At 28.7% G+C, this 26,682-nt stretch carries 28 protein-coding genes; 5 read left to right on the forward strand and 23 right to left on the reverse strand.

All coding sequences use genetic code 11. The features are described 5' to 3' along the window. Positions 1 to 40: 40 nt before the first annotated feature. The 15 genes from HMPREF3186_RS06140 to HMPREF3186_RS06215 form a co-directional block, all read right to left on the reverse strand. Positions 41 to 1,501 (reverse strand): DEAD/DEAH box helicase, encoded by a 1,461-nt coding sequence (locus HMPREF3186_RS06140; RefSeq protein ID WP_060914396.1) that lies wholly within the window; start codon positions 1,499 to 1,501, stop codon positions 41 to 43. 241 nt (positions 1,502 to 1,742) lie between these two features. Continuing rightward, positions 1,743 to 2,681: a serine hydrolase gene (locus HMPREF3186_RS06145; protein WP_060914397.1), complete on the reverse strand. Its 939-nt coding sequence runs from the start codon at positions 2,679 to 2,681 to the stop codon at positions 1,743 to 1,745. 208 nt (positions 2,682 to 2,889) lie between these two features. Then, complete coding sequence (locus tag HMPREF3186_RS06150; protein ID WP_060914398.1) at positions 2,890 to 3,645, reverse strand: GNAT family N-acetyltransferase; 756 nt, start codon at positions 3,643 to 3,645, stop codon at positions 2,890 to 2,892. Positions 3,646 to 3,683: 38 nt separating this feature from the next. Then, positions 3,684 to 4,850 carry a tetratricopeptide repeat protein gene (locus HMPREF3186_RS06155; RefSeq protein WP_060914399.1) on the reverse strand — a complete coding sequence of 389 codons (1,167 nt, stop codon included), beginning with the start codon at positions 4,848 to 4,850 and terminating at the stop codon, positions 3,684 to 3,686. Continuing rightward, positions 4,851 to 5,798 carry a polyprenyl synthetase family protein gene (locus HMPREF3186_RS06160; RefSeq protein ID WP_060914400.1) on the reverse strand — a complete coding sequence of 316 codons (948 nt, stop codon included), beginning with the start codon at positions 5,796 to 5,798 and terminating at the stop codon, positions 4,851 to 4,853. Between the two features lie 16 nt (positions 5,799 to 5,814). Further along, positions 5,815 to 6,201 (reverse strand): hypothetical protein, encoded by a 387-nt coding sequence (locus tag HMPREF3186_RS06165; protein WP_060914401.1) that lies wholly within the window; start codon positions 6,199 to 6,201, stop codon positions 5,815 to 5,817. A 227-nt stretch (positions 6,202 to 6,428) separates the two neighbouring features. Next, positions 6,429 to 6,698, reverse strand: coding sequence for a hypothetical protein (locus HMPREF3186_RS06170; RefSeq protein ID WP_060914402.1), 270 nt, complete (start codon positions 6,696 to 6,698; stop codon positions 6,429 to 6,431). 23 nt (positions 6,699 to 6,721) lie between these two features. Then, entirely contained in the window at positions 6,722 to 7,177 is a 456-nt protein-coding gene (locus HMPREF3186_RS06175) for a DUF4064 domain-containing protein (RefSeq protein WP_060914403.1), read from the reverse strand. A gap of 137 nt (positions 7,178 to 7,314) precedes the next feature. After that, positions 7,315 to 7,494 (reverse strand): hypothetical protein, encoded by a 180-nt coding sequence (locus tag HMPREF3186_RS06180; RefSeq protein ID WP_060914404.1) that lies wholly within the window; start codon positions 7,492 to 7,494, stop codon positions 7,315 to 7,317. A 22-nt stretch (positions 7,495 to 7,516) separates the two neighbouring features. Further along, a complete protein-coding gene (locus tag HMPREF3186_RS06185) occupies positions 7,517 to 8,866 on the reverse strand; it encodes an HlyD family efflux transporter periplasmic adaptor subunit (RefSeq protein ID WP_197415026.1) in 1,350 nt (449 codons plus the stop codon). Positions 8,867 to 8,877: 11 nt separating this feature from the next. After that, positions 8,878 to 11,076 (reverse strand): peptidase domain-containing ABC transporter, encoded by a 2,199-nt coding sequence (locus HMPREF3186_RS06190; RefSeq protein WP_060914406.1) that lies wholly within the window; start codon positions 11,074 to 11,076, stop codon positions 8,878 to 8,880. Between the two features lie 10 nt (positions 11,077 to 11,086). Continuing rightward, positions 11,087 to 11,272, reverse strand: a complete 186-nt coding sequence (locus HMPREF3186_RS06195) for a hypothetical protein (protein WP_060914407.1) — start codon at positions 11,270 to 11,272, stop codon at positions 11,087 to 11,089. 13 nt (positions 11,273 to 11,285) lie between these two features. Further along, positions 11,286 to 11,936, reverse strand: a complete 651-nt coding sequence (locus tag HMPREF3186_RS06200) for a DUF6568 family protein (protein ID WP_060914408.1) — start codon at positions 11,934 to 11,936, stop codon at positions 11,286 to 11,288. A 436-nt stretch (positions 11,937 to 12,372) separates the two neighbouring features. Beyond that, on the reverse strand, positions 12,373 to 12,564 hold the full coding sequence (locus HMPREF3186_RS06210) for a hypothetical protein (RefSeq protein ID WP_060914410.1): 192 nt from the start codon (positions 12,562 to 12,564) through the stop codon (positions 12,373 to 12,375). Between the two features lie 23 nt (positions 12,565 to 12,587). Then, positions 12,588 to 12,824: a hypothetical protein gene (locus HMPREF3186_RS06215; RefSeq protein WP_060914411.1), complete on the reverse strand. Its 237-nt coding sequence runs from the start codon at positions 12,822 to 12,824 to the stop codon at positions 12,588 to 12,590. Positions 12,825 to 13,023: 199 nt separating this feature from the next. Between HMPREF3186_RS06215 and HMPREF3186_RS06220 the strand changes: the two genes are divergently transcribed. After that, a complete protein-coding gene (locus tag HMPREF3186_RS06220) occupies positions 13,024 to 14,334 on the forward strand; it encodes a sensor histidine kinase (RefSeq protein ID WP_060914412.1) in 1,311 nt (436 codons plus the stop codon). Next, on the forward strand, positions 14,335 to 15,069 hold the full coding sequence (locus HMPREF3186_RS06225; protein WP_060914413.1) for a LytR/AlgR family response regulator transcription factor: 735 nt from the start codon (positions 14,335 to 14,337) through the stop codon (positions 15,067 to 15,069). Positions 15,070 to 15,171: 102 nt separating this feature from the next. Here HMPREF3186_RS06225 and HMPREF3186_RS06230 read toward each other — a convergent pair whose 3' ends face one another. The 8 genes from HMPREF3186_RS06230 to HMPREF3186_RS06265 form a co-directional block, all read right to left on the reverse strand. Beyond that, positions 15,172 to 15,459 (reverse strand): hypothetical protein, encoded by a 288-nt coding sequence (locus tag HMPREF3186_RS06230; RefSeq protein ID WP_060914414.1) that lies wholly within the window; start codon positions 15,457 to 15,459, stop codon positions 15,172 to 15,174. A 74-nt stretch (positions 15,460 to 15,533) separates the two neighbouring features. Next, positions 15,534 to 16,766, reverse strand: a complete 1,233-nt coding sequence (locus HMPREF3186_RS06235; RefSeq protein ID WP_060914415.1) for a sensor histidine kinase — start codon at positions 16,764 to 16,766, stop codon at positions 15,534 to 15,536. After that, positions 16,759 to 17,436, reverse strand: a complete 678-nt coding sequence (locus tag HMPREF3186_RS06240; RefSeq protein WP_060914416.1) for a response regulator transcription factor — start codon at positions 17,434 to 17,436, stop codon at positions 16,759 to 16,761. The genes HMPREF3186_RS06235 and HMPREF3186_RS06240 overlap by 8 nt, the downstream gene beginning before the upstream one ends. Positions 17,437 to 17,801: 365 nt before the next feature. Further along, a complete protein-coding gene (locus HMPREF3186_RS06245) occupies positions 17,802 to 17,945 on the reverse strand; it encodes a hypothetical protein (RefSeq protein ID WP_060914417.1) in 144 nt (47 codons plus the stop codon). Positions 17,946 to 17,972: 27 nt separating this feature from the next. Further along, positions 17,973 to 18,554, reverse strand: coding sequence for a methyltransferase domain-containing protein (locus tag HMPREF3186_RS06250; protein WP_060914418.1), 582 nt, complete (start codon positions 18,552 to 18,554; stop codon positions 17,973 to 17,975). A gap of 115 nt (positions 18,555 to 18,669) precedes the next feature. After that, positions 18,670 to 19,608, reverse strand: coding sequence for a carbohydrate kinase family protein (locus HMPREF3186_RS06255; protein WP_060914419.1), 939 nt, complete (start codon positions 19,606 to 19,608; stop codon positions 18,670 to 18,672). 1 nt (position 19,609) lies between these two features. Further along, positions 19,610 to 20,920, reverse strand: coding sequence for a glycoside hydrolase family 32 protein (locus HMPREF3186_RS06260; RefSeq protein WP_060914420.1), 1,311 nt, complete (start codon positions 20,918 to 20,920; stop codon positions 19,610 to 19,612). Beyond that, positions 20,910 to 22,412, reverse strand: a complete 1,503-nt coding sequence (locus HMPREF3186_RS06265; RefSeq protein WP_060914421.1) for a sucrose-specific PTS transporter subunit IIBC — start codon at positions 22,410 to 22,412, stop codon at positions 20,910 to 20,912. Before HMPREF3186_RS06265 ends, HMPREF3186_RS06260 begins: the two co-directional genes overlap by 11 nt. A gap of 219 nt (positions 22,413 to 22,631) precedes the next feature. Between HMPREF3186_RS06265 and HMPREF3186_RS06270 the strand changes: the two genes are divergently transcribed. From HMPREF3186_RS06270 to HMPREF3186_RS06280, 3 genes are all read left to right on the forward strand, one after another. Further along, positions 22,632 to 24,395, forward strand: coding sequence for a glycerophosphodiester phosphodiesterase (locus HMPREF3186_RS06270; protein WP_060914422.1), 1,764 nt, complete (start codon positions 22,632 to 22,634; stop codon positions 24,393 to 24,395). Between the two features lie 380 nt (positions 24,396 to 24,775). Then, entirely contained in the window at positions 24,776 to 25,624 is an 849-nt protein-coding gene (locus HMPREF3186_RS06275) for a 5'-nucleotidase, lipoprotein e(P4) family (protein ID WP_060914423.1), read from the forward strand. A gap of 210 nt (positions 25,625 to 25,834) precedes the next feature. Next, positions 25,835 to 26,682: amidase family protein (locus tag HMPREF3186_RS06280; protein ID WP_269446633.1), on the forward strand; the 848-nt coding region annotated here is incomplete at its 3' end.

Raw genomic sequence — 26,682 nt, forward strand, 5'->3', positions numbered from 1 at the left:
TTTTTCCATGCCCCGGATTTAGTATACAACCTATATATACCTATTTATTTTGCATTCTACGACCTTTTTTGTCAAAGAATTTTTTATCAGTACCACGGCGCTCATTTCTATTTCTTTTGTCTCTATTATCAGATCTGCGACGTCTATCGTTTCCTCTATTAGAACGTTTACCTTTATCTTGTCTACGTGGAAGTGGTTTTTCAAATGATAATTCCACATCAACTTCTTTTTTATCATTTATTAATTTACTTAATAATATAGTAATGATTTTCTCAGCATTTGTTTCAGCTAAAAGTTTATTGGCTAGACTATTAAACTCAACATGGTTTTTATCCATTTCTGAAATTACTTCATCAAATAATCTATTGTGACGTGCTTTTTTCACTTCATCTTGAGAGTAAGGTCTTAGCATTTTCATTCGCTCACCGCGAGAGCTTTCAATATCTTTTAGATACGGCATTTCCACAGGATTTAAGAATGTTATTGCTACTCCTGATTTTCCTGCTCTACCAGTTCTTCCAATTCTGTGCGTGTAACTTTCTACATCTTGTGGAATATCGAAGTTATAAACATGTGTAACATCACTAATATCAATACCACGTGCTGCAACATCAGTTGCAACAAGAATTTGTAATGAATTATTTTTGAATTTACGTAAAATTTCTAATCGTTTTGATTGAGTAATATCTCCGTGTAAACCTTCTGCTAAATATCCTTTGGCAATTAGAGCACTTGCTAATTCGTCAACACGACGCTTAGTTCTTCCAAATATAATAGCTAAATTTGGATTTTGAACATCTAAAAATCCAATTAAAGTTTCTAATTTTTCATTTTCTCTAGCAATAGTTGCATATTCTGTAATATCTGGCTTAAGATCTTCATCACTTATTGTTTTAATAAGTTTATAATCTTTCATAAATTCTTTAGAAAGTTCCATAATTGTTTTTGGCATTGTTGCAGAGAACAACAGTGTTTGATGTCTTGAAGTTATCTTCGATAAAATAAATCTAACATCTTCGATGAATCCCATATTTAGCATTTCGTCTGCTTCATCTAATACTAAATGTGTTAATGTTTCTAATTTTATCGTTCTTCTATTAATATGGTCAATTACACGTCCTGGTGTCCCTACTATAATTTGTGGGCGTTTTTTCAAATCTTGAATTTGTCTTTCAATACTTGTTCCACCAAATACGATGCTGACTTTTAATCCTTTTGCTCTTGACATAAGTCGAAGTTGTTCTCCTACTTGTTGAGCTAATTCTCTTGTTGGGGCAAGAATCAATGATTGTAATTGATCATTGCGCCTTACTGTATCTACTAACGGTATTCCAAAAGCACCTGTTTTTCCTGATCCTGTTTGTGCTTGCGCTAAAATATCAATTCCTGATAAAACATATGGAATTGTTTCTGTTTGAATACCAGTTGGAGATATAAAATTCATATTGGTTAGTGATTGAACGGTTTCTTGACTAACCCCTAATTCTTCAAATGTTGTCATTTGTTTCTCCTTAATTTATTCAATTTTATATACTGTCTTATTTATATAACCTGTTAATTATAGCATGAAAATTGAAAATAATAAAGAAATAAGGGTAAATTACATAGAAAATCATATTACTTCACTTTAATTTATACATCTATTTCTTATATTTAAAATAAAATAATAGCATAGTAGTTATTTAACCACTACGCTATCATTCTTTCATATATTAACAATTGATTTTCACATCATATGTTTTTTACATATTATTATTTGTGATTTCATCAATTTTCTTAGCTATATTTTTTATACTTTGTCTAGATTTACTTAGATTATTAGTATATATTAATAACATATAATCCTTATCACCAAAAACAATTGCCGTATCATGATAGTTTGTGTCTATCGCACCATACTTACTTGCTATTTTTTTATTTGGTATTCCGTCTTTAATCCATTCTCCGTCTTCAGAATCCTCAAGGTATTTTATTAGTTCAGGATATTTATCACGTTCTTTATATAACTTCGTCCAAACCAACTCCATCATAGCCGGAGTAATTTTATTATTTTGAGCTTCTTCTTGTGGTAATCTCGCTCCAAGACTAGCAACATATTTAACTACTAAATCAGCTGCTGTCGCACTATTACCTACCAACATATTTGTAGCCGTATTATCGGAATATTGAATCATATTTTGTATTACGTATTCCAGCTTGTAACTATCTTTCTTTGGACTATTAGTTATTTGCCCGTTACCTTCTTCAAGAAATTTTTCATTGTAAGCTATATCTGCATTTTTTGATATTTCACCATTTCTTATTCGATCATATATCTTCATTGCGTATATCACTTTAACCGTACTAGCTGCTGTAAAGTAATGATTATCTTCTTGCGCATATCTGTATCCTGTAGCAAAGTTTTTATAGACAATACCTATCTCATTGTTTCCTTTATACTGCTCAATTAGATTTTCCATAGCTTCATTTAACTCGATTTCACTAAGCTTTTTATTCTCAATCACTGGCTCTTCTTGTTTATTTTCTTCTTTCTGAGCTTCTTGTTGAGCAAGTTCCTGCTGCTTAATGGCATCTTTCTTAGCTTTTATATGTGCTCCTGCTGAAAATACACCGTAAATAACTAAAACCACTGCCGTTGATTCAATTATAAACTTTAAAAATCTTTTCCAAGCTCTCTTCACTACTTTACTCACATCCTTTTTTCTATTAGTATTCTTATAATAGTTTACTACATATCAGACCTTTTAACAATAATATCACAAAAATAATTATAAAAACTAATTTCATCTCTATAATTATAAATTACATTCTTAAATTATTGAACTTTTTAATTTATTTTAATTACTAAAAAGAGTAACTCAATATGCATCTGAATTACCCTTCTTTAATTTACACATTGGTTTTCAAATAAAAATCTTGCTCAGATATTTTTGAAAAACCCATACTTTCATACATATATTTTGGAGTATCATTGGCATCAACTACCAAAATAACATTTTCTTTTCTTTCATTGTTTATTGCAAAGTTAATAATGTGCTTAGCAATTCCACGATTTCTATATTCTGGTGCTATATATAGATTATCGATTTCAAAGAAATTATTTTTCACAATAATATTAGCAGATCCAACAATCTTTTCACCATCTTTAGCTACAAGCTGTTTAATACTTTCAGATCTAATATTTTCATAAAGTAAAGTCTGATTATGCTCAGCCCATTCTTCATTACTAGCTTCAATATCTATTTTATATTGAAATTTTAAATATCTATTCAAATCAATTTTTTGTAGATATTCGACTGAAAAATCACTTGGCTCTTGTTCTACAAAATTTCTAGTGTTTAAATAATATAAATTCAGGTTAATTTCACTAAAACTTTCCTTTTTCAAATATCTCTTTAGTTTTCTCGATAATGTAACATTTTCCATTGCTGCTAAATGAATAAAATTGACACCTTTATCTCTAAAGAAATTTCTACAAGAGGAAATATAATATTCAAGCTCATCTACAGTGGTAGGTTCTTTTTTCATTAATAGATAATTTCCACTAAAATATAATTTTGATTTTAATGTTTGATAAATTACATAACTATCTGTTTCGACTACCGACTTGGCTGGCGAATAAATATCTTTAAAACTATAATCCATAACTAGCACCTCCTATTCTTAATATATTTTTCATTGTATTAATGATGTCCATGTGGTCCGTGGTGATGTTCAAAATGATTGATTATATCAAGTACTCTTGGGCTTCCTGTTAAGTCATAAACATTTCTTAAAGTTTCTACATATGTTGGATCATCGTGTAGAACATCAAAATATGTAACGACTTCTTCTTCAACAAAGTCAATATAATCTTCCTCTTCTGATAGAGCATTTAAAGCTGCACCTAAAAGAATTGGATCATCTTTTATTAATGAGTTTCCATTATATAAATCATAGATTTTCTCATACTCATATAATGATTTAAGTGCATTTATAGCAATAAATAATGTTTCTTCTGAAATACCCTGTGCTGTTAATACTTCTTGCATTAAAGTACGGATATTATCATATTGTTGATCATCTTTATATAATGAAATCAGGTGCAGGTAACCGCTGATAGCCATTCCTTGTAACTCAATATATTTTTCTAAATATCTCTTAGCTTCGTCACCTTTTGACATATGTCCTAAGTGTAAGTATGCTTCAGTGAAATCAGGATCGATTGCGATAGTTTTTAATAAGTGCATTTTTGATTTTTCTAAATTCTGAATTTGATTATAAGCGAATGCTAATGAGAACAGAATTCCTGCATCCTCATACCCTCTTCCATTTTGATTATAGAAGTCAATAGCCTCTTCAAATAATCCTAAAGCATATAAATTGTCAAATGCTGTTTGGAAATTTTCTAAAGATGGTTCTTCATAGAAAATTCTCTCACTTAAGTTTCTAGCTTTATCTTCTCTTCCTGTTGATAAATAAATCCCTACTAACTCTTTATCAATTGCACGAATTGCCTCATCAAAATCTGTTCCTGCTCTAGCTGCTAAGAACTTATCTTCAGCTATTTCATATAGTTCATCTTCTAAATATATTAATCCTTCTTGATATAAAATTGAAGGTGTTTTTGGTGAATTGTATAATACTACTAAAGCATCATCCTTCTTATCTAGATATAGAAGATTGTGAACATACCCTTCAATTGCAGTATCGTCTTCTCTATTTTGTTCATAAATAATTCTAGACAATTCTAAACACTCATCAAATAATCCATTATCTAAAAGTATTGTACGAAACTCCTCTTGTTGCTCTCTATCTAATGCGGAAAAATCTATATCTTTTAATTCCTCTAAAAATTGTTGTATATCCATCTAATTTTCTCTCCTTGCTAACTTATTCATAATAAATGTCAATTCAGTTTTTACAGTAGAATCAATATTATCGATACTCTCCTGAGCTTTTTCTAAATATCGTCTACTTACAGCCAATGTTTCTGATAAAACTTTATCGTTGTTTTTTATATAATTTATTATTTCGTCTTTTTCTTCACTACTCGTATCTTTTGTAAAATTATAAAATAGCTCTGGCTTTTCTTCCTTAGCTAATAAAGCTGGTAATGTAATATTACCGTTCATTAAGTCCTGTCCGACTTCTTTTCCAAGATTTTGTGCTCCTCCTGCGAAATCAAGATAGTCATCAATTATCTGATAACTCATCCCCAAATAATAACCGTATGAAAAAGCACTTCTTATATCTTCATTAGAAGCATCCGCGACTATACTCCCTGCTACACAAGCAAAAGCTATTAATATTGCAGTCTTTCTCTTAATTTTTTTAAGATAATCCAGTTTTCTAGTTTTAATATCGTATAAGCCATCCTCTTGAATAAGCTCACCAATACATAATTCTTTAAGCGTTTGTGCTAAATATAGATGTATTTTCTCATTATTAAACTTAGCCACTTCTTTTAAAACTACAGAAAATAAATAATCCCCTACGCGAAGAGCAAACTCATTACTATATTCTTTATTCATCGTAACACTGCCTCGTCTAGTATCAGCATTATCTATAATATCATCATGAATTAAACTAGCAGTATGAATGATTTCAACTATACTAGCCATTCTAATAATGTCTTTTTTATTTAGTTCAAAATTTCCTAATTTAGCACACATTAGTAAAAGAAGTACTCTAACCCTTTTACCTCCATTTAGAAAATACTTTTTTACAATCTCATCTAATTGTTCATCATTACTTCTAGTAATTTCGAAAATATCTTCTAATACCTCATGTACCAACGTATCATACTGTTTTAACATTCTATTCTCCATTAACTTAAACAAAGGTTACCATTTTAATATCAGACTCTTGAAATTCAACATTATAGAAGTTAAACCAAGTCTTTATAACACTTAGAAAAAATTCATTCTCACTAATCTCTCTAGCAATTAGCTGTAAGTATCCATTCTGCATAGTTTCTGTGAGGATAGTCAACTTATCTAAACTACCTATCAATAAACTATAATACTCAAAACTAAAATAATCACCAAGTAAAAGTGATTTTGATTCAATACTATCACCTTCTAATCTATGACTGTCAATTGAACTAAGTGCACAAAAAATTGCTGTATTATATAATTCATTATCAAAATTATATTTTTCTATAAAAGAAGTAATATTTAATTTTTCTATTAATCTTTCATTATAATTATATTTTTCCATAGTAAGTCCTTCATTATTTATCTTTATAAATTATACCACAATATTGTGATTAATTAAAATTTGATTAACTAAATTTCACATAAAAAATTTTATATATTAAATATACATTAAAATAATAAAAAAGAGTAATCTTAAAATTATGACTCTAAGAAAATCATAATTTTAAAATTACTCTAAAGTATATACTTTTTGTATAGTGTTTCTATACGATTAATCAGAATAAATAGTTATATTTTTTCTGCAGCTATTTCTGTATCGTTATTTCTTAATATTTTTATAGTATTAAAGTCGCTTATTAATATTAAAAACATTACTAATGTAAGAATTGCTTTAGTAGATATATTATCCGTATTATTGCTAATCATACCTAGAAATACATAACAAATTATACTATTATGCCAATTAGATTGTTTCATATACTCCGAATTTTTAAAGCTTATATAAAGACTATATAAAACTATAAACAATTGACAAAAAACTAAAATATTACCTATCATAGAAATTCTCCTTAATTTAATACTTACAAATAATTAACTGTTTCTTGATATTCCGCAGGGTTTTCTTTTCTAACAAATAGCATAATTGCTACGATGAAATATAATAAATATACAGGTATTAATACCCCTACTGTTCCAACAGCTACTACTATTGCTAATAATAAGAAAAGTATCCCTGATAAAATACGTTTTTTCATTAAGAATGATGCTAATAATGCTACCACAACTAATACAATTAATAGAACTGAATACATCTTAAGTCCTTGAATCGTATAATCAAGAAGTTGCTCAGCCGATAAATTTACCCCATTAGGATTTTTAGCAAGTTCATCTTTAAAAAGATTTAAAAATTCTTGATTATCTTTTAAAAGAGAAACCTTAAAGAATGAGCCATAAGATAAAAATCCTGTAATTACTATTAATATAATATTAGCAATCCACGCTAATACTTTCTCCACTGTTCTTTTGAATGGTTTCATAATAAAACCCTCCTCCTATAAAATTAAAGGATTTCCCTTTCACTAATTATAACATAAAACGTTATCAAAATCTATAACTAATTACCTGAATTAGCAAATTTTATACTTAAAATGATGTTCTTTTAAGTACACTGAGATTACTCCTTTAAATTATCTCTATACTTATTTATAAAATATCCTACTGTTCTCTCTATAGAGATTATAAATGAAACTACTATTATCTGAATACTAGGATATTCTGACCCAGAAATCTTTAGTCCTATAAAAATAATAGTAAATAACCAAGAAACCATTGCAAAATACTTACTTCTAAACATAGTTTATTCCTCCAACACAGTGTTAAGTACTGATTTTACTACCACCAAATAAATGTCTTTTCACATAATTCCACATAGACTCTTTTCCCACTTTTACATTTGCAGCACCTACCATTCCATATGCAAGTTTTTCATCTCCACTTTGTACATCTACTTTTACTTCATAGACAGTAATATTTTGTTCTTTATTAGAATCCTTAACTTGTTTTGTAAAAGTAGTTGGTAATTCTGAAATCTCTTGAACTCTTCCTTTAACAATACTTTTATCCTCATTGTCAAACTGAATAGTAATCTGTTTATCTTTTTTCATACTTTTAATGTCCTTCGGTTGAATATATAAGATAACTTTATTTTTACTTTCTTCTTGTAGGATGCTTACCAGTGGTTGTGATAATTCTACCCCGTTTCCTTTTGTTAGATTTTTTTCTAATCTTATTTTCCCTTTATGAACAGCCTTTATTTCTAAATCATTCATTAACTCTTTATTACCGTTAACCTCACTAGTTTTCACCTTTAATGCGTCACCTACTTCAGTAAGTTTTGAACTTATACTACTTAATGTAGTAGTTTTTAAATTTTCTACTTTTGCATTCCCTTGAGTAGCTATATCACTTGCCGCTGCATTGATTTCACTATTTCTTTTATTGATATTTTTATAGGATACATCTATTGTTTTTTGTAATTTTGATAAATCGCTTTGTCCTTGCGATATTTGTTCTTTTAATCTTAATTTCATCTGAGAATCTTGCTCATTATTATATAATTCGATAATCTTATTTATTTTTTCAACTAACACTTCTTTTTCCACTTCTAAATTATCCACCGCTGAAGTATCGTTCTTTCCTCTCAGTGCTGAATTCGCTTGAACATTATTTTCTGTTTGAAGTGTATTTATACTTTGAATATAATTATTATATTCATCAACATAACTTACCGGATCATCTGAATTTAGTTTATTTACCCCACTACTAATACTATCATGTAATCTTTGTAGTTGTTGTTTTTTCTTCTCTAAATTCTCTTTAGTCTCATTAAGTAGTTTTGAATTTACTTCTTTTTCTATATTTTTAAGTTTTAATATTTTTTCACCTTCTTCAACTGTGTCTCCATCTTTCTTATAAATTTCCTCTATTTCTGCTTTTGACGTAGCTTTTAAAGTTATAATATCTTTAGAAGGTTCTACACTTGCATTAACATCTACACTAATATCTACCTTAAAAAATGTGATAAATAGCACTAATATAACTAATACTCCTACTAATATCATAAGAAGTTTCTTTATAAATACCGGTGGCTTTTTATTTAGGAGAACATTACTATCTTCTAATTGCTTTAAACTATATAATTTTTTCATTCCATTTTTATTTACCATAGTAGTTTCTCCTATATCATTTGATTCTTCCATAGCTCATAGTACTCACCCTCATTACAAATCAATTCTTCATGTTTACCTGTTTCTACAATTTTTTTATCTTTTAATACAAATATTTGATCTGCATGTTTTATCGTACTTAACCTATGGGCTATCATTATTATTGTTGGCTTTTCATCTTTAAATCCTGTTTCAAAATCTATTGTTTTTAATCTTTTTATAATCTTTTGTTCTGTGATAGAATCTAATGCACTAGTTGCCTCATCTAAAATTAAAATACTAGGTTTTTTCAGTAATGCTTTAGCAATAGAAAGGCGTTGCAATTGCCCCCCACTTAAATTTTTCCCATTTTCTTCTAGTACAGTTTCATACTTCTGAGGTAGGCTATCAATAAATTCATGTATTTCCGCATATTCACAAGCTTTTACCACATCTTCCATATTATTCACAAAATCAATACCGTATAAAAGATTCTCTAGTATAGTTCCACTGAAAAAGAAGGTATCTTGTGTAACGTATGATATTCGAGATCGTAAATACTCATCTTTTATTGCTTCTATTCTATGACTATCTATTTTTATCTCTCCTTCATTTGGTTGATAAAATCTCACCAATAATTTCGCAAGTGTAGATTTCCCACTACCACTTTCTCCTACAAAGGCAATGTGTTGCCCTGGATAAAATTTTATATTTATATTTTCTAAAACATTTCCACGATTTCCATATCCAAAACTAACATCTTTCATTTCAGAATGAAGACAATATAATGGATAATGTGCTACTGTACATTGATACCTATTAGTACCCGTTTGCGCTTCACTTTCACTCTTAAGTTCTAATATTTCTCCTAATCTTTTTGTAGCTATAGTAGCTGACTGTATTTTAGGTTGTAATTCTATGAAACGTTCTATAGGTCCTAAAAAATATATTACTAATGCGTTAAATGTTAGTAAATCCCCTAACGTCATTTCTCCTCTTATAACATAAGTCGAACCTATCCATAGAATAAATAAACTTACTGCTAAATCTAAGAAACCTTTTATAGAACTTTGAGCATTCGTGTACATACCAAGCTTAAATATTTTCTTCATTAGTTTTATAAAATAACTTTCTGCTTTTACAAAAATTTCATCTTCAGCTTGATATGCACGTATTGTTTGAATACCACTTATCGATTCAACTAAATACGAATTTAACTTCGCATTTGATTCCATTTGTTCTTCGTTATATCTATTATATGGTTTAGAAAAAACATAAGCTAAAGTTACGTATATCGGAATAGTCAGTAACGTTATTAAAAATAAAGTAGAATTTTGAATATACAATATTATACTTCCTACTATTATCATTACTATATCTATTAGAGATGTTACTGCTGCCGATGCAATCGCGTCTCTTATTTTACTCGCATCCATAAAACGAGATAAAATCTCTCCTACTTTTCTTGTTTCAAAGAAATTCATAGGTAGACTTAGCACATGTTTATAATAACCCAACATCAAGCTAAAGTCTGTACGCATTCCAAAATACAATATCAAATGATTTCTAGCAAATGTTAAAACATTTTGTAATACATACATAAATAATATCCCGAGTGATATAGTATGTAAACTGGTTAAAAGTTGATTTGGTACTATATCATCAACCAAAAATTTAAAATAAAACGTTCCTAAAAAACCAAATAGGTTTAAAAATAAAGACGCTATAAATATGGCGACAATAAGATTCTTATTCGGTTTCAGCACACTCCACATCATCGGTAGGAATTTTATACTTTCATCACCTTTTTTAAAGTATTTATTCTTTTCTATTAATACCAATACCCCTGTCCAATATTGACAAAATTCCTCTATTTTTTCTGTTCTACGTCCTTTAGCAGGATCTACTACAGTAACTATATTATTTCTTACTTCCTCTATTATAACAAAATGAGCAAATCCATCTTTTGTTATTACATGTGCTATTGATGGAGTAGGTATTTCATTTAAAGCCGAAGGATCTTCGGCACGAACACCCCGAGCATTAAACCCCAGCTTCCCAGCTATTTTCATAAGCCCTGCAATATTCGTGCCCTGAAGATCTGTCCCCCCGTACTCACGCAGTCTTGTCACAGATACGCTATAACCATAATAATTAGAAATCATAGCCATACAAACTGGTCCGCAATCTTTTGGATCTGTTTGTTTTATATATTTTATTCTTTTTCTCATTATATGCTCCTTAAATCAAGAAAAAATTATTATTCATCTTTCCATCCACAATATCCCTTCTTTTCATTCTTAATAATTCAAAAAGATCTCCCCAAAAATCTCCCCCAGTTATTTTTTCTATTTCAAAATTTGTTAATTCCTTAACCTTATTATTTTCTTTTATTTGCACTTCATTTAAAATTTTCTGTTTCCCCATAAAATTTCTCTCCTTATCTTACACTTGATGTTTTAGGTAAAATTTTTACTTTATTCTCTTCAACATTATTTTTACTAATCTGAATTTTTTCTATATGTTCATTTGTAGTTATTAATTCTTTATTAGTTTCGATAACATTATTTTCTTTTCTACTAATATTAGAATCTTGCATTGTTCTCTTCTCTATACTCGCAGTATCTTCTTTGAAAAATCTTTCATACAAACCCTTAGCTGTTATCCCGATTCCTGCCCAACCATTTACTACTTTACCTTCTTTTACATATAATACAGCTGGTACTCCAGGAATTTTTAATTTTGAAAGAAAAACTTTAGCATCTTTATCTAAATCCGGACTTTGTATATCATAATAATTTAGCTTATTTCCATATAAAGTATTAAATTCTCTCAATATTGGAGAAAATTTTCTACAATGCGGGCAAGTTTTTCTTCCAAGATATAATACAAATGTCTCTTTATTTTCAAATTTAGAGTAAATCTCTTTCATATTTAACTTATTAAATTTATCCACATTTTGAATATATTCATCTTCTGTAACTTCCTTTTCTTCTATGTTATTGTTAATCGCTATATCATTTGCATGAATAGTTGAAGTATTAGAAAATATAGCTGATACAACCATAATTGACATTAGTATTTTATTCATTTTTTATCACCTCATTTTTTATAGAAAGAGGGGATTTCCATCCCCTCTTTATCACCATAACTTAAAGTATATAGTTTCTTTTAAATAAATTATTATTATTATCCAGATAAGCCATATAGAACCAATAATCATCATTATTTCTTCAAAATCTGAATTTAGATAAAGTAATATAATATAAATTATTAAAGCTATTACGATAAAAATTATCGTAATAATATAATAACTTTTCTTATCTCTTGGAATTAAATGATTTTCTATAATTTTAGGTACAGTAAATCGTCTATAACTCACTATTATAAGTAAAGAAAAAAATATACTCATTAAGCCTACGTATAGTATTCCATACCAATCTCTCTTCCCAGAAAAAATTAATAACACTACGGGTATAACTATAAAATTGCAAATTCCAATTATTATAAATAATACTTTTTTAAGTTTATCCCGTATAAACTCCATATAGAAAACACACTCCTATTGCAGCGCTTGTAAACCACGGATTAAATCCACTATATTCCGCTACTGTAAGACCACACTCCGCTCCATTCCATAGTCCATTAGCAACTTTAGCTAATCCTCGTTCACCTCCTCCATTTATAACTGTCAATTCACCATTTGTTAATTCTTTCATATCAATCATCTCCTATATATTAACTAAAGATATCTTATTGCGGTACATCCTATTGCAGCATAATGTGAACCTATTGCAAATCCAGCACCTGTAGCAGCTCCACCTGTAAATAATCCACTGACAATTCCTCCAATAGCTCCACCTCCTACTGCACACATTCCTATCATGGTAGCATCCCACCATCCATCGCCACCATTTAATTTCTCTTGTTCTTTTTTGTTTAATTCTGTGAACTTTTGTTCTAAAATATTATTCATCATTTTTTCATCTCCTAATTTATTATTTTAAGTGGTACCTCTTATGATTTTATTATACATCGATATTATAAATATACTCTATTTTTTCCTAGAAGGTTATATTTATTCCTGAATAGAAAAATTATATTCATAATATCATTACTATTGATATTCCTATTATTAAATGTTAGAATCTAATTAACACTTATTTTGGGAGCGTATTATGAAAGATTATTTTGAAATTATATACTATCATATTCCAATAATGATTTTATTATTTATTTCTATATGTAATATTATAAAACAAATTTATCAAGTAAAGCTTAACAGGCATGATTTAATAATATTTTCAGGAATTTTTATGTTGACTTATTATTTTTCTTATTATATCTTTAATTTTTTTATAATACTTTTAATAATTTTCCCTATATTTGCAATATTAAAAAGAAAAAATGTTAAATTTAATCTCTTCAATTTAATATTTACTATATTATACACAACAGCATTATTTAAAACATCTGAATTACTAGTAACATTAGTATATACTATTCTAAAGATTACTCTTTGGATTAATATAATGGATAAAGTAGTTTTTTCCATACTAACTTTTATTTTTGTAAAACTATTCACAATTAATTTAAATAATTTTACAAAACAACAAAGTAGTGTCATTTATAATTTATTACTTTTTATTTCTGTGTTTATTCTTGTTTTTTATAATTTTCTAAGCATAAACTCTGTTATGGAAAGTAATAACATACCTCTTTACTATATGTCCATAAGTGTTATCACTTTCTTCTTTATATTATTCATTCTCATCTCCTCTTCTCTTCTTAAGAATCTTCATATTAAGATAGAGGTTGAGGCTGAAAAGCAAAAGTTAGAACAACAGAAAAAATATATCGAATCATTAGAGAAAAATAATAATGAGATTAGAAAATTCAAACATGATTTTAATAATATTATTTTAGGACTTGAGGGGTATATAACTAGTAATGAAGTAAATAATATAAAGTTAAGAGACTATTTCTACAACAATATAAAGAACCTCAACACAAAAATTGAGCTTGATAATATCGTTCTTTCTCATTTGAACAATATTAAAGTTCCATCTATTAAAAATTTATTAACAAATAAAATCATTAGCGCTCAAAATAATGATTTTAAAGTTAATATTAGTGTTGAAGATGAGATTGATAATTTTTATGTTAATGAAATGCAGCTAAGTCGTATATTAGGAATTTTCTTGGATAATTCTTTAGAGGCTGGCTTAGAGTTAGACAATAATAGATTTATAGAATTAATAATTTTAAAAGCTAACAAAACGATTGTTATTCAAATAACAAATACATTTAAAAATACCAATTTAGATATAGACAAGATTAATGAAAGTGGGTATTCTACAAAAGGTGAAAATAGAGGAATAGGATTAAGCTCTGCAAACGACATAATTAGTAAGCATAATATGATTTTAAATACTAGAATCGAAGATAATCTATTTAAACAAATACTTACAATTGAGGGGGAGTTATAGATGAAAATTTTTATTTGTGAAGATAATAATGAGGTTTTAAAGAAAATAGAACAAGTCATAAAAAATTATATTATGATTAATGATTTATCTGTAGAAATTATAACATCATCTACTGATCCGTTAAATATTTTGGAAGAAGCTCCTAAACACGGTATTGCTAACAGTTATTTCTTGGATATTGATCTAGGTGAAAATGCTATGACTGGTATAGACTTAGGAAAGAAAATCCGTGATATCGATCCTTTTGCAAAACTTATATATATAACGAATTTTGATAATATGCAGATGAGAATTTTGAATGAAATGATAGCACCCTTAGCCTATATTACTAAAAATAGTGACGATATGGATGAAAGTATACGAAAAGCTCTTACAAAAGCATACGAACAATACATACAAAGTACTAAACTAAATTCTAATATAGGAAAAGTTCCAATTAAAGTCGGACTTAAACAAGAGTTCTATGACATTAATGAACTGCTATATTTTGAAGCATTAGAAGGTCACAAAATAAGATTAAATTTAGTAAATAATAAAGAAATAATTTTCTTCGGTAAAATATCAAATCTTGAAATTTTACACCCATCAATTTATATATGCCATAGATCTTACGCTATAAATTTAGATAATATCGATAAATTAGATAGTAAAACTGTAATTTTTAAAGATGGAACTTCTATATATCTTTCTTCAAAAACTATACGTAGAATAAAAAAAGAGATTAAAAATAGATAAATAAAAACTTCAAAATAACTTAGAAACAAGTTAATTTTGAAGTTTTTATTTTTATACAGTTGTCTTTAAATAGTTATTTCTTTTTATAATCACCATTAAAATTTATTTCATTTCTCGATTTTCTATCTTCACCTTTATTTTTCTATAAAAATACTGATGTACTAAAAACACAATCAATAATGTAGCAAAAGATACAAAAGGCACAAGAGAATCTATGTCCTTGGATATTTCAACCGTTAAATAAAATATAATAATTAATTCTATCACAAATAATAAACATTGAATACTTTTTTCAAAAATTGACATTTTTTTAAATAATTCTATATATTTCTTCCAGTTAGCTTTAATATATTCGAACAATCTAAAATAAAATTCTATTAAACTTTCCATAAATATTCCTCCTACAGAAATTTCTTTAAAAAATAATCCTCCAAACCAAAACGGTTTAGAGGATTACTAATAATTTATTTTCTATCAACTAATGTAAATCGCACTTCTATCTTGAAGATTCCATCTTCTGGTGCATAGGCTCGAATTGTTTCTTTATGTTTTTCTGCTATAAGTTGCGCCATAGATAATCCTATACCATAACCTTTTATCGCACTATTTCTAGATTCATCTAATCTATAGAAACGATCGAAAACTTTACTTAAATCACCTTTCTGTACATCGGCTCTATTAGAAACTTTTAAAGTAGCATATCTTCTATTTTTATTAAGTTTTACCGATATATCACTGTCTTCCGGTGCATATTTGATTGCATTTTCTAATAAAATATCCATTAACTGAATTATAGAATCTTTTTCTCCATAGTACTTCAGGTTGGGATCAACATCCGCTACAATATTCTTTTTTTGGAAGTTAGCTAATTCATCAAAATCTTCAATTCTTAATTTCAATGCCTCAGTTAAGTCAAAGTGCGTTCTTTCTACTGTATCTTTTTCTTCCATACGACTAAATACTACTAAGCTATTAACTAAACTAGACAATCTATCTACTTGATTATGTATATTTTGCGTCCATTTTGAATCACCATTCATCATCTCTAATACATCAGCATTAGAACTAATAATAGCTAACGGTGTTTTTAACTCATGACTAGCTCCTGTTATGAATTGTTTTTGCTTTATGTAAGTATCCTGTATCGGCGCGATAACTCTCTTAGAAACAAGAATAATTAAAACAAGCACTGATATTATTACTCCAATAGAAATTAAAATACTATTTTGTACAAAAGATTCATAAGAATCTAATTCTCGTTGACAATTTAAAAATAATATTAAATTTCCTACACTTGTATCAACTTTTATAAATCTATAACTGCCTATAAACCCGCTAGTTTTTCCTTTTTCTAACGCTTCAATCACTTTGCTTTGCAGAGCATCTTGATCTGGTATTAAAGAATCATCTCTATAAGCCTTAATTATTTTGCCATTATTATCAATCTTAGCAATCGAAAAACCGTTATACTCTGTAGAACTTGATGAATTTTTTGTTATTACTAAATCATCACCCTCTTCTTCTGCAAAGATTTTTATCAATGCTTGTGATTTTGAAGCATCTAATAATGTTGTGTCTATTCTTTCTTCTAATTTATAAAAATTTATGAAGTTTAATGCTATAGCAAGTATTGCTATTACTACAGCTACACTACCTACAGCAGTGGCTATAAATTTTTTCCTTAGACTTTTAAACATCTGACATCTCCAATGTATATCCGACATTTCTTGTAGCTTTAATGTGTACATTAGCATCTAATGCTTTTAGTTTTTTTCTTAAGTAAGAAATATTAACCCATACTACATTAATTTCTGAATCACTGTCATATCCCCAGATTCTTTCTAAAAATTGCTCAGTTTGAATTACATTCCCTGGATTTCTCATTAACATTTCCATCATTTGATATTCTTTATTAGATAATCTTACTTTATCTTTTTCTGTAGATAACTCAAATGTATGTTTACTTAAACTTACATTTCCTAATTCTAGTACATTACTTGTAAATGTAGCTTGTCTTCTTGTCATAGAACGTACCCTTGCTAATAACTCTCTTGTTACAAAAGGTTTAGTCATATAATCATCTGCTCCACTATCTAGACCATAGACCTTGTCTTCAATCTCAGATTTTGCTGTAAGTAGTAATACTGGTGTGCTTTTTTTATTTTCTCTTAATTTTCTTACAACTGTTACTCCATCCATTTGTGGCATCATAACATCTAAAATTGCTCCATCATAATCATCTAACATAAGATAATCTAATGCATCTTGTCCATTATTTACTACATCAACTGAGTAATTATTATGTTTTAACATCGCTTCTAGTGCATCTGCTAAATCTTTTTCATCCTCGGCTAATAATAATCTCATTGACCTTCACTCCTTACTATCTTCTTCTATTATTTTTCCTATATAAATTTATTATATATAAACTAACTAAAATCTAGTTTAAACTATTATTTAAAATACTAAACACATATTAACAGTTTTTTCTTAGTAAAATCTAAGTTATTCTGTATACTTTTTTATATTTTACTTTATAACATAACCATTGAAAAAAGTTGTCTATACAATCTATTATACCAAAATTACAAATTTTATTCTCTAATCAACAACAAAATTAGAAAAAAAAAAATTTTTTCCTTGATTATTATTTGTTTCTTTATATTTTAACTTTTTTGTCTATACATGCCAAAATAAATGACTAACGTTTTCTAAAACATTAGCCAAAATAATTATTTTCTTCCAATAAGTAACCCACTTTGGATATAATCTTTCATTTCTTTTCCATAGCCCCATTTTTCTGCATATTCATCTGTTACGTCTGAATTAATGATTTGAAACTTCATGAATCCCGCTTTTTCAATAATCTCAGCCATCTCTCCTTCCAGAAGAGCACCAGCCACTCAAGTACAGTGCATTCTACTAGAATTTTTCCATTCTAATGGTAATTCTTTTTTCAAAATAATATCAGATATTACAAACATACCATCTTCCTTTAAAATACGATGAATTTCGTCATATACTTTTTGCTTATCAGGTTCAAGATTGATAACACAGTTACTAATAACTCTATCTACAGACCTATCTGCTAAAGGAATATTTATTAACTCTCCTTTTATAAATTCAATATTATCAAACCTCTTATTATCACGAACCTTTTTCGCCTTTTCTAACATTGAATCTAATCTATCCAAACCATAAAGTGTACCTACTTTCGGATTCTTCATCTTTGTTATGAAAATATCCATTCCAGCACCACATCCTAAATCAATTAAAGATTGTCCTTCCTTAATCTTCAAGTGATTAATTGGATTTCCGCAGGAAAGCCCCATATTAATTTCATCAGGAAATTCATTAATAATTTTTTCATCATATCCTAATGACTTACTAAGTTCTTTCGGATCAATTTTTGTCTTTTGTTTGTTTTTTGAAATATTATCATAGAAGTTATCAACTGATAATCTTATTTTTATATTATTTTGCATACTTACACCAACTTTTTTTATTATTTATTTTTCATCATTATTATTAATTTTATCATACGTGCCTTAATTTTTCTATTTAATAAAAAATAAGCCCTAATTAGGACTTATTTTTTACTTATATTAAATTATTGTATTCTTCTTCAGTTAAGTAACTTGAGATTGCACCTGTTTTTGTAGTTGTTAAACTAGCGTAGTTTGTCGCAAATGTTGCCATACGCGCTAATTCTTCTTCTGAAATATTATTAAGATCATCATGATTTAATAGTTTAGATAAGAATGAACCAGCAAAAGCATCCCCTGCCCCAGTAGTATCAACGGCTTTTATATCAGGTATTTCAGTTACCACTTTATGATTTTCATAATAAACTTCTGCACCGTGTTCTCCTTTAGTATAAAGAACAACTTTCATGTAGCTGAAGTCTTTTTTTAATGCTTCTTCGATATTAGTAGTTCCTGTTAAGAATTCTAATTCATTATCAGCAACTTTTATTACATCAACATAAGGTAAGAATTCTTTAATAGTTTCAAGGTATACTTTGTGATCATCCCAAAGATTGAATCGTAAGTTAACATCAAAAGAAATTAACACTCCCGCTTCTTTAGCTTTTTTTAGTAATAAATGATGGCTATCTTTTGATTCTTCTTGTATGGCGATACTTGCGAAGTGAATTGCTTCGATTTCAGATAAATCAACTTTCTCTACATCTTCCTTACTAATTCTTAACGTTGATGAACCTTTGAAGTAAAAACTAAATGAACGGTCCCCAGTTTCATCTAAAGAAACAAATGCTAATGGTGTGAAACTATCAGCTTTACGGCTAACATATTTGCAGTCAACATTTTCATTTTTTAAAGTATTTTCTAGAAAATCACCAAAACCATCTTGCCCAAGTGATGTTAATAAATAACTCTTATGACCTAGTTTTTGCGCAACACAAGCAACGTTCGCTACACAGCCTCCAGCCTCTTTTTTAAATGATTTTACTTTATCGATTGTTCCTACACCTTCACCAATAAAGTCAATTAGCATCTCTCCTATACATAAAACTGCCATTTTAGTTCTCCTCTCTAATTTCGATTGCTCCAAGTTCTTTTGCTACATAATTAGTAGCTAATATTTTTACATCGTGATTTTCTGGATAGAATCTTGTAGAAATTGTAAATGATCCATCATTAGCGAATAATTCAATTGATGAACTATCGAATACTATCTCTATATTTTCTAAACTCAGTTTATATTTTCTATCATCTCTTCCATAGCCACTAGTTCCAAAAGAAACTTTTAATTCTTTATCTTTATAGCTAACTTTAAAATCAGCTACGCTAATTTCAAAATCTTTTCCATGTTCTTGTTTATAATACCATGTATTTTTATTAAAGTCATTAGTTTTAATATTGCTACCTAATAAATCTTTCACCGATTTATGTAAGGTTTGTCTAACTTTTCCATCTTTGTAATTTACTACACGAGGCACTGTTAGACAGTTTTGGTAACCAAACTTCGTAGTTGGATTAGTATAACTACTATCCGGCACATACATCCAACCAATTAGTACACGGTTATTATCCTCATCTAAAAATGTTTGTGATGCATAAAAATCATGTCCATAATCTAATAATGTGAAGTTATCTAATTTATCTACATTTTCAATTCCTTCTTCTACAACAGAATATCCAATTTGATACATATTTTCATAATATGGGTACATTCTTGTAATACCTTGAGGTGAAAACATAAATATTTCTTTTCCATCTACTTCAAAATAATCAGGACATTCCCACATGAATCCTAGATTTTTTTCTGAGTAAATAGTTTTATACGGTTTAAGAGTATCCTTATCGAATACTAATAAACATCCACAATCATTACTATCTCTAGCACCTAGCACTAGATATTTTTTTCCATTTTTTTCAAATATCTTTGGATCCCTAACATGATTTGACATATTAGGGTAATCATCTGTTTTTAACAGACATTTTTTCTCAGTAAAATTAATTCCATCTTCCGTTTCAAAAGATATGGTATTATGACCACGTCCAGCATGAACGTAATCATAATTTCCTTGATATTTCACATTTCCTGTGTAATAGAAGACTAATTTTCCGTCTTCTATATTGGCACTTCCTGAATACACACCATGTGTTTCTTCTTCAATCGTTGGTGTTAAGAAAACGCCACGATCTTCATAATTTTTTAGATCACTACTAGTATAGTAATACCATAATTTTAGTCCTCCGTTTACTTCATATGAATATTGGTGAAAAATATGATATTTACCTTTAAAGTAAGCTAATCCATTCGGATCATTAAGCCAACCTTTAGTAGGTTCTAAATGAAGATTTTGTTTCCAGTTATTAGCTAGCATTTACAAGTTCCTTCTTAGTCTTGAAGAAGTATGCTGTTACTGAGAATGAAACTATGAATGATAATGCTAAACCAATACCAAATGTTGACCAGTGGTTAGCAGGAATTGATAAGAATCCTGGAAGACCTGCCGCTCCTAATGCTGATGCAAATACTTTGTTTAATCCAATCCATGCACTTCCTACCGCACTTCCTACAATAGCTCCGTAGAATGGATATCTAAGTCTTAAGTTAACCCCGAACATAGCCGGCTCTGTAATACCTAATAATGCAGAAATTCCAGATGCTGATGAGATTGATTTCATTTTTGTGTTTTTAGAGAATACTAATACTGCAAGAACCGCTGCACCTTGTGCTACGTTAGACATAGATGCGATTGGAAAGATAAATGTTAATCCTGTTGCAGCTAGTAATTGAGTTTCGATAGCAGAGAAGCTTTGGTGTAATCCAGTGATTACGATTGGTGCGTAGAATAAACCGAAAATACCTGCTCCTACGAATCCACCTTGCATGTATAACCATTGTAATCCTTCACCTAATAAAGTACCAGCTTCACGAAGTACAGGCCCCATCCATGCGAATGTTACAAATCCAGTTACGAATAATGAAACTAATGGTGTAGTTAAGTTATCTAACCATGATGGAGTTACACGACGTAAGAATTTTTCAATTGTCGCTAATAACCAAGCAGCTGCAAGGATTGGTAATACAGTTCCTTGATATCCTACTTTAGCAATCTTAAATCCAAATACATCCCAGTATTGAAGAGATGTAAGTCTTTGCAGTCCATCAACTGCTTGACCACTTTGGTTAACGATATCTAATGCTGGAGCAAGAAGTTGGTTTGTAGATGGATCTAATTTACCAAATACATAAAAGTTCATTACATCTGGGTGAACCATTAACATCGCAAGTGCTGCCCCAAGATATGGGTTACCACCAAAACGTTTAGTAGCAGAGAAACCAATTAATACAGGTAAGAATACAAACGGTGCATTAGCAAATACGTTAACCATATCAGCAAGACCTGCAATACCTGGGTTAGCTTCAATAACTGATTTACCAGTGTAGAATAAATCTTTAGCTGTTAAGACGTTATTGATACCCATTAAAAGACCACCAGCAACGATCGCTGGGATAATCGGAACGAAAATATCACTTAACATTTTTACAAAACGCTGTAGTGGATTTCCTTTTGGTTTTTTAACAGTTTCACTTGAATCTTCTTCACTATTTGAAGCAGCACCTTTAAATACTTCATTATATGCCGCGTAAACTTGTTGAACAAGACCACTTCCGAAGATTAATTGAAGTTGACCATTATTAAAGAATACACCTTTAACACCTTCAATATCCTCTAATTTTTCTTTATTATATTTTTTTTCATCGTTTAATTCTAAACGAAGACGAGTTGCACAGTGAACAACAGATCGTAAGTTTTCTTGACCACCACTATGTTCAACAACTTCTTTTACAACTTTTTTTAAGTCCATAGTTCTTTCTCCTTTGTATTTTTTTATATAATGACTCTTAACGTTTACCAAACACTAATGGTAACGTTACTTTTTTATTGTACACCTCTTCTACCACAAATGTCAATAGGAAAAAGTAACGTTACCATAAATATTTTTTAAAGCTTCTTATCCTTGCTTGAAAATAGTAATTTTGATATAATCTAATAGCATAAAAATACTATAGAAAGTGAGGTTAGCATGGATTTTAAGATTTATAATTTATTTTCCAATGTACTAAAAAATATAAATCGCTATAAATTTACATATATATCTATTGCCGCAATTATTCAGCTAATGCTTATTTGTGGTTTATGGCTTATATCTAGAATCTTCCAACTCGCTCTTACACTTGCAGGTGAAGAACATTTAGATAAGAACAATATACTACATATCCTTACTAATCCCTATAGTTTTGTGATTTTAAACTTACTAGTTCTTATTGTAGCATTTTTTATGTTTATTGAGTTTTCTATACTAACCTTTACCATTTATGGTCAATTAACAGAAAAACAATATTCATTTCGAAGTATATTAGCCAATGCGTGGACTAAGACAAAAAATCTTGCAGGTTTTCAAACCTTATTCTTTATATTCTACTTTTTAATAACTATACCTACGATAAATCTTGGGGTAAAATCTGTTCTTGCAAAGAATTTATTTATACCGAAGTTTATAAGTAGTGAAATTATGAAAACTAACAGTGGGCTTATTATATGGGGACTAATTATGATAGTTTTTGCTTATCTGAATCTCAGACTAATTTTTACCCTTCCACTAACTGCTGTCGGTGATGAAAATATACTGGATAGTATTAAAAGAAGTTGGGAACTTACAAAAACTGGTAAAAGAAAACTTGTCTTAACTATACTATTGTTTGAAATAATATATTTATTAATTGCTGCAGTTTTAACTGGTATAATTACATACATTTGTATCTATTTCGATAATGATGGTAATAATCCGATTATACAAACACTATTTTTCTCTTCGATAAGTGGAATTATCTTCTTTTTAGGTGTTATTTCAAAAGTAACGGTTATAACTTCATTAATAACTGTTCTAATAGATCATAATGAAATATCCGAAAAACTGGTTAATAATCTTAATGAGAATAAGAAAAAATCAAGATTGGTAGTAACATTGACTACAGTAATTATAGTTGTTGCGGTTCTTATGAATGGTTTTAATATGTACGGAAACGGTGTTAACAAAAACATTGAGACTATAGCTCACCGTGGATATGTTGCTAAAGGTGTAGAGAATTCAATAGAAGCGCTTGAAGGAGCGGCTGAAGTTGGTGCTGATTACGTAGAATTTGATATTATTCTAACAAAAGACAATAAATTTGTAGTAATGCACGATTATAATTTAAAAAGACTTGCAGGATTGAATAAACGAGTTCAAGATATGAATTTTGATGAAGTAGTAGGACTAACAATTAAACAAGGTGATTTTACTAGTAAAATTCCATCATTAGAAGAATTTGTAAATAAAGCGAAAGAATTAAACATGAAGCTTGTAATCGAACTTAAACCTCATGGAGCTGAACCATCTAATTATATCGACATATTAATTGGTGAAATTAAGAGATTAAAACTTGAAAATTATAAGTTTATGTCATTAAACTCTAAAGTTATGGAAGAACTAGAAACAAAAGTACCAAACTTAGAAACTGGTTATGTTATTCCTCTTCAATTCGGAAATTTTCATCATAGTAATATTGACTTTTTCGTCATAGAAGACTTCTCATATAGAGATCGTCTAGTCGAGCAAGCTAGAAAAGAAAATAAACAAGTTTTTGTATGGACTATAAACAATCCAGCTTTAATCACTAAATATTTACAGAGTCCCGCAGATGGTATTATTACCGATGAACCCGAACTTGTGAAAGATGAAAAAAATATTTTGGAAAATAATTATTCCTATTACGATAAAATATTACGACTAATTAATATTTTATAATAAACACGACTGAAATTATCATAACATTTCAGTCGTGTTTATTTGAATCTTAGAATAAATATTTTTTACAAGTTCTATATATTTTTCTACTTTTCAATTCTTTCTATGATTTTTATTATTCTTTCTCAGTAATATTCCACTATTATTTATATATTTTAGAATATAAATAATTTTTCTAAGATTAGCTAACTGACCACCTAAAAAAATAATATTATTATTTTTATTTAATTATTATTTTGTAAAGCGTTTTCTTTGGTAACATGTATTTTCTATGAAAAAATATTTAATTTATAAATTTTTCAAAAATAATTATACATTGAATTTTTTATATTTATATTCTATACTTGTATATGTAGATAACAAAAGGAGCTATATATATTATGAAAAATAAAAAACTTGTTATGACTATTTCTTCAGTATTAGCTACAGTTGTTCTTGCAACTGGATGTGCACAAAAAACTGAAGAAAAAAAAGAAGAAAATAAGAGTGGGGATAATAAAATAACTCTTACTTATGATCAACTTAGATCTAGAGAAAATACTATGGGGACTCTATGGTATCAAAATGCTGCTGAAGTAGATGCATTATATCAACAAGGTTATAACGTTGCTACTAATAAATTAAAAGAATTATTAAAACAACCTACGAATAAACCTTATTCTATCGTATTAGATATTGATGAAACAGTATTAAGCAACATTCCATTCCAAGTAAAAATGATTAAAGATGGAACTGCATTTAATCCTAAATTATGGGACGAATGGGTTCAAAAAGCAGAAGCAACTCCTGTAGCTGGAGCTAAAGAATTCTTACAATTTGCAGATAAAAATAAAGTTCAAATCTACTACATTTCTGATAGAACAGATGCTCAAGTAGATGCAACTATTAAAAACCTTGAAGCACAAGGATTACCTGTTCAAGGACGCGATCACCTAATGTTCAAAAAAGAAGGTGACAAATCTAAAGAAGGACGTCGTCAAGAAGTTTTAAAACATACTAATCTTGTTATGTTATTTGGTGATAACTTAGTCGACTTCGCTGAATTCTCTACTAAATCAGAAGCTGATAGAGATAAAATGTTTGAACAATTAAAAGCAGAATTTGGTGATAAATTCATCATCTTCCCTAACCCTATGTACGGATCATGGGAATCTGCAGTATACCAAGGTGAGAAAAAAGATGGTAAAGGGCAATCAGAAGCTCGTTTGAACGCCTTAAAAGGATACTAATTTAAGAACTATAACAAATTAATTTAAATAAAAAATATAAGTGACTTAAGATGTAATAATAAAAAAATATTATTAAGTCACTTATATTTTTTTATTTTAGAAATTTATTTACTTGATTGATAATCATTACGGGAGTATAATCGTAAATAGAAAGCTTTTTCAGAGCTTCAATCATTTATTTAAATATTTATTTTATAATAGGAGTTAAAAATGAAAAAAAATAATATTAAATATGTTCTTATCCCAGCATTTGCTGCTGCAGCGTTATTCCCTGTTTTAGCTAACGATAATCAAGCCAAAGCTAATGAAGATAAAGCTGCTACAACTTCAACTGTTAATAAACCAGAAACTACTAGCGAAAAAACTGCTAGTATTTCTACTACTAACAATGTTGCAGAAACAACAGCTACTACTCCTGCTAGTCTAGCTAACAGTATAAAACCAACAACTGTAAATAACAATGAAACAACTAATAGTGCAAGTGTTATTAACAACGAAACTGTTAAACCAAAAGCGCAATTCACAGTAGCTGAATATAAACAAAAAAGTGCTCTAGAACTTGCTCAATTAATCCGTGAGAAAAAAGTTACTAGTACAGAACTTGTTGACTTAGCTTACAAAGTTATTGCAGAAGAAAATCCTAAATTAAACGCTGTACTAACAACAGAAAATGGGAAAATTCCTAAAGCTATTGTTGATGAAGCATATAGAACAGCTAAAGAAATTGATAATCGTATTAGTGCTGGTAAACTTGCTGCTAATCCTGTAGATTGGAAAGCTCAACCATTCTTAGGTGTTCCTGCTTTAATCAAAGGTCTTGATCAACTTAAAAATGGTGACTACACTAATGGTGTATATCTAAACAAGGGTAAAATTGCTGATGAGAGTGGTCCTGTAGCAAAAGAATTTGCTAAATTAGGTTTTGTTATACTTGGTCAAACTAACTACCCAGAACTTGGTACTAGAAATATCACAGATTCTAAATTATTTGGACCTGCTGGTAATCCATGGGATCCTAGCCGTAATACTGGAGGATCTTCAGGAGGAAGTGCTGGTGC

Origin of the sequence: Gemella haemolysans (assembly GCF_001553035.1) — a bacterium.
Classification (GTDB): domain Bacteria; phylum Bacillota; class Bacilli; order Staphylococcales; family Gemellaceae; genus Gemella; species Gemella haemolysans_B.

Excerpts from the sequence above, each read along its gene's own strand:
- HMPREF3186_RS06250 (WP_060914418.1), bottom strand. The coding sequence starts at position 18,554 with ATGCAAAATAATATAAAAATAAGATTATCAGTTGATAACTTCTATGAT.
- HMPREF3186_RS06270 (WP_060914422.1), top strand. The coding sequence starts at position 22,632 with ATGGATTTTAAGATTTATAATTTATTTTCCAATGTACTAAAAAATATA.
- HMPREF3186_RS06215 (WP_060914411.1), bottom strand. The coding sequence starts at position 12,824 with ATGATGAATAATATTTTAGAACAAAAGTTCACAGAATTAAACAAAAAA.
- HMPREF3186_RS06230 (WP_060914414.1), bottom strand. The coding sequence starts at position 15,459 with ATGGAAAGTTTAATAGAATTTTATTTTAGATTGTTCGAATATATTAAA.
- HMPREF3186_RS06210 (WP_060914410.1), bottom strand. The coding sequence starts at position 12,564 with ATGAAAGAATTAACAAATGGTGAATTGACAGTTATAAATGGAGGAGGT.
- HMPREF3186_RS06275 (WP_060914423.1), top strand. The coding sequence starts at position 24,776 with ATGAAAAATAAAAAACTTGTTATGACTATTTCTTCAGTATTAGCTACA.
- HMPREF3186_RS06185 (WP_197415026.1), bottom strand. The coding sequence starts at position 8,866 with ATGGTAAATAAAAATGGAATGAAAAAATTATATAGTTTAAAGCAATTA.
- HMPREF3186_RS06170 (WP_060914402.1), bottom strand. The coding sequence starts at position 6,698 with ATGATAGGTAATATTTTAGTTTTTTGTCAATTGTTTATAGTTTTATAT.
- HMPREF3186_RS06175 (WP_060914403.1), bottom strand. The coding sequence starts at position 7,177 with ATGAAACCATTCAAAAGAACAGTGGAGAAAGTATTAGCGTGGATTGCT.
- HMPREF3186_RS06260 (WP_060914420.1), bottom strand. The coding sequence starts at position 20,920 with ATGCTAGCTAATAACTGGAAACAAAATCTTCATTTAGAACCTACTAAA.
- HMPREF3186_RS06245 (WP_060914417.1), bottom strand. The coding sequence starts at position 17,945 with ATGGCTGAGATTATTGAAAAAGCGGGATTCATGAAGTTTCAAATCATT.
- HMPREF3186_RS06200 (WP_060914408.1), bottom strand. The coding sequence starts at position 11,936 with ATGAATAAAATACTAATGTCAATTATGGTTGTATCAGCTATATTTTCT.
- HMPREF3186_RS06180 (WP_060914404.1), bottom strand. The coding sequence starts at position 7,494 with ATGTTTAGAAGTAAGTATTTTGCAATGGTTTCTTGGTTATTTACTATT.
- HMPREF3186_RS06140 (WP_060914396.1), bottom strand. The coding sequence starts at position 1,501 with ATGACAACATTTGAAGAATTAGGGGTTAGTCAAGAAACCGTTCAATCA.
- HMPREF3186_RS06255 (WP_060914419.1), bottom strand. The coding sequence starts at position 19,608 with ATGGCAGTTTTATGTATAGGAGAGATGCTAATTGACTTTATTGGTGAA.
- HMPREF3186_RS06235 (WP_060914415.1), bottom strand. The coding sequence starts at position 16,766 with ATGTTTAAAAGTCTAAGGAAAAAATTTATAGCCACTGCTGTAGGTAGT.
- HMPREF3186_RS06150 (WP_060914398.1), bottom strand. The coding sequence starts at position 3,645 with ATGGATTATAGTTTTAAAGATATTTATTCGCCAGCCAAGTCGGTAGTC.
- HMPREF3186_RS06220 (WP_060914412.1), top strand. The coding sequence starts at position 13,024 with ATGAAAGATTATTTTGAAATTATATACTATCATATTCCAATAATGATT.
- HMPREF3186_RS06240 (WP_060914416.1), bottom strand. The coding sequence starts at position 17,436 with ATGAGATTATTATTAGCCGAGGATGAAAAAGATTTAGCAGATGCACTA.
- HMPREF3186_RS06195 (WP_060914407.1), bottom strand. The coding sequence starts at position 11,272 with ATGGGGAAACAGAAAATTTTAAATGAAGTGCAAATAAAAGAAAATAAT.
- HMPREF3186_RS06265 (WP_060914421.1), bottom strand. The coding sequence starts at position 22,412 with ATGGACTTAAAAAAAGTTGTAAAAGAAGTTGTTGAACATAGTGGTGGT.
- HMPREF3186_RS06165 (WP_060914401.1), bottom strand. The coding sequence starts at position 6,201 with ATGGAAAAATATAATTATAATGAAAGATTAATAGAAAAATTAAATATT.
- HMPREF3186_RS06190 (WP_060914406.1), bottom strand. The coding sequence starts at position 11,076 with ATGAGAAAAAGAATAAAATATATAAAACAAACAGATCCAAAAGATTGC.
- HMPREF3186_RS06155 (WP_060914399.1), bottom strand. The coding sequence starts at position 4,850 with ATGGATATACAACAATTTTTAGAGGAATTAAAAGATATAGATTTTTCC.
- HMPREF3186_RS06160 (WP_060914400.1), bottom strand. The coding sequence starts at position 5,798 with ATGTTAAAACAGTATGATACGTTGGTACATGAGGTATTAGAAGATATT.
- HMPREF3186_RS06225 (WP_060914413.1), top strand. The coding sequence starts at position 14,335 with ATGAAAATTTTTATTTGTGAAGATAATAATGAGGTTTTAAAGAAAATA.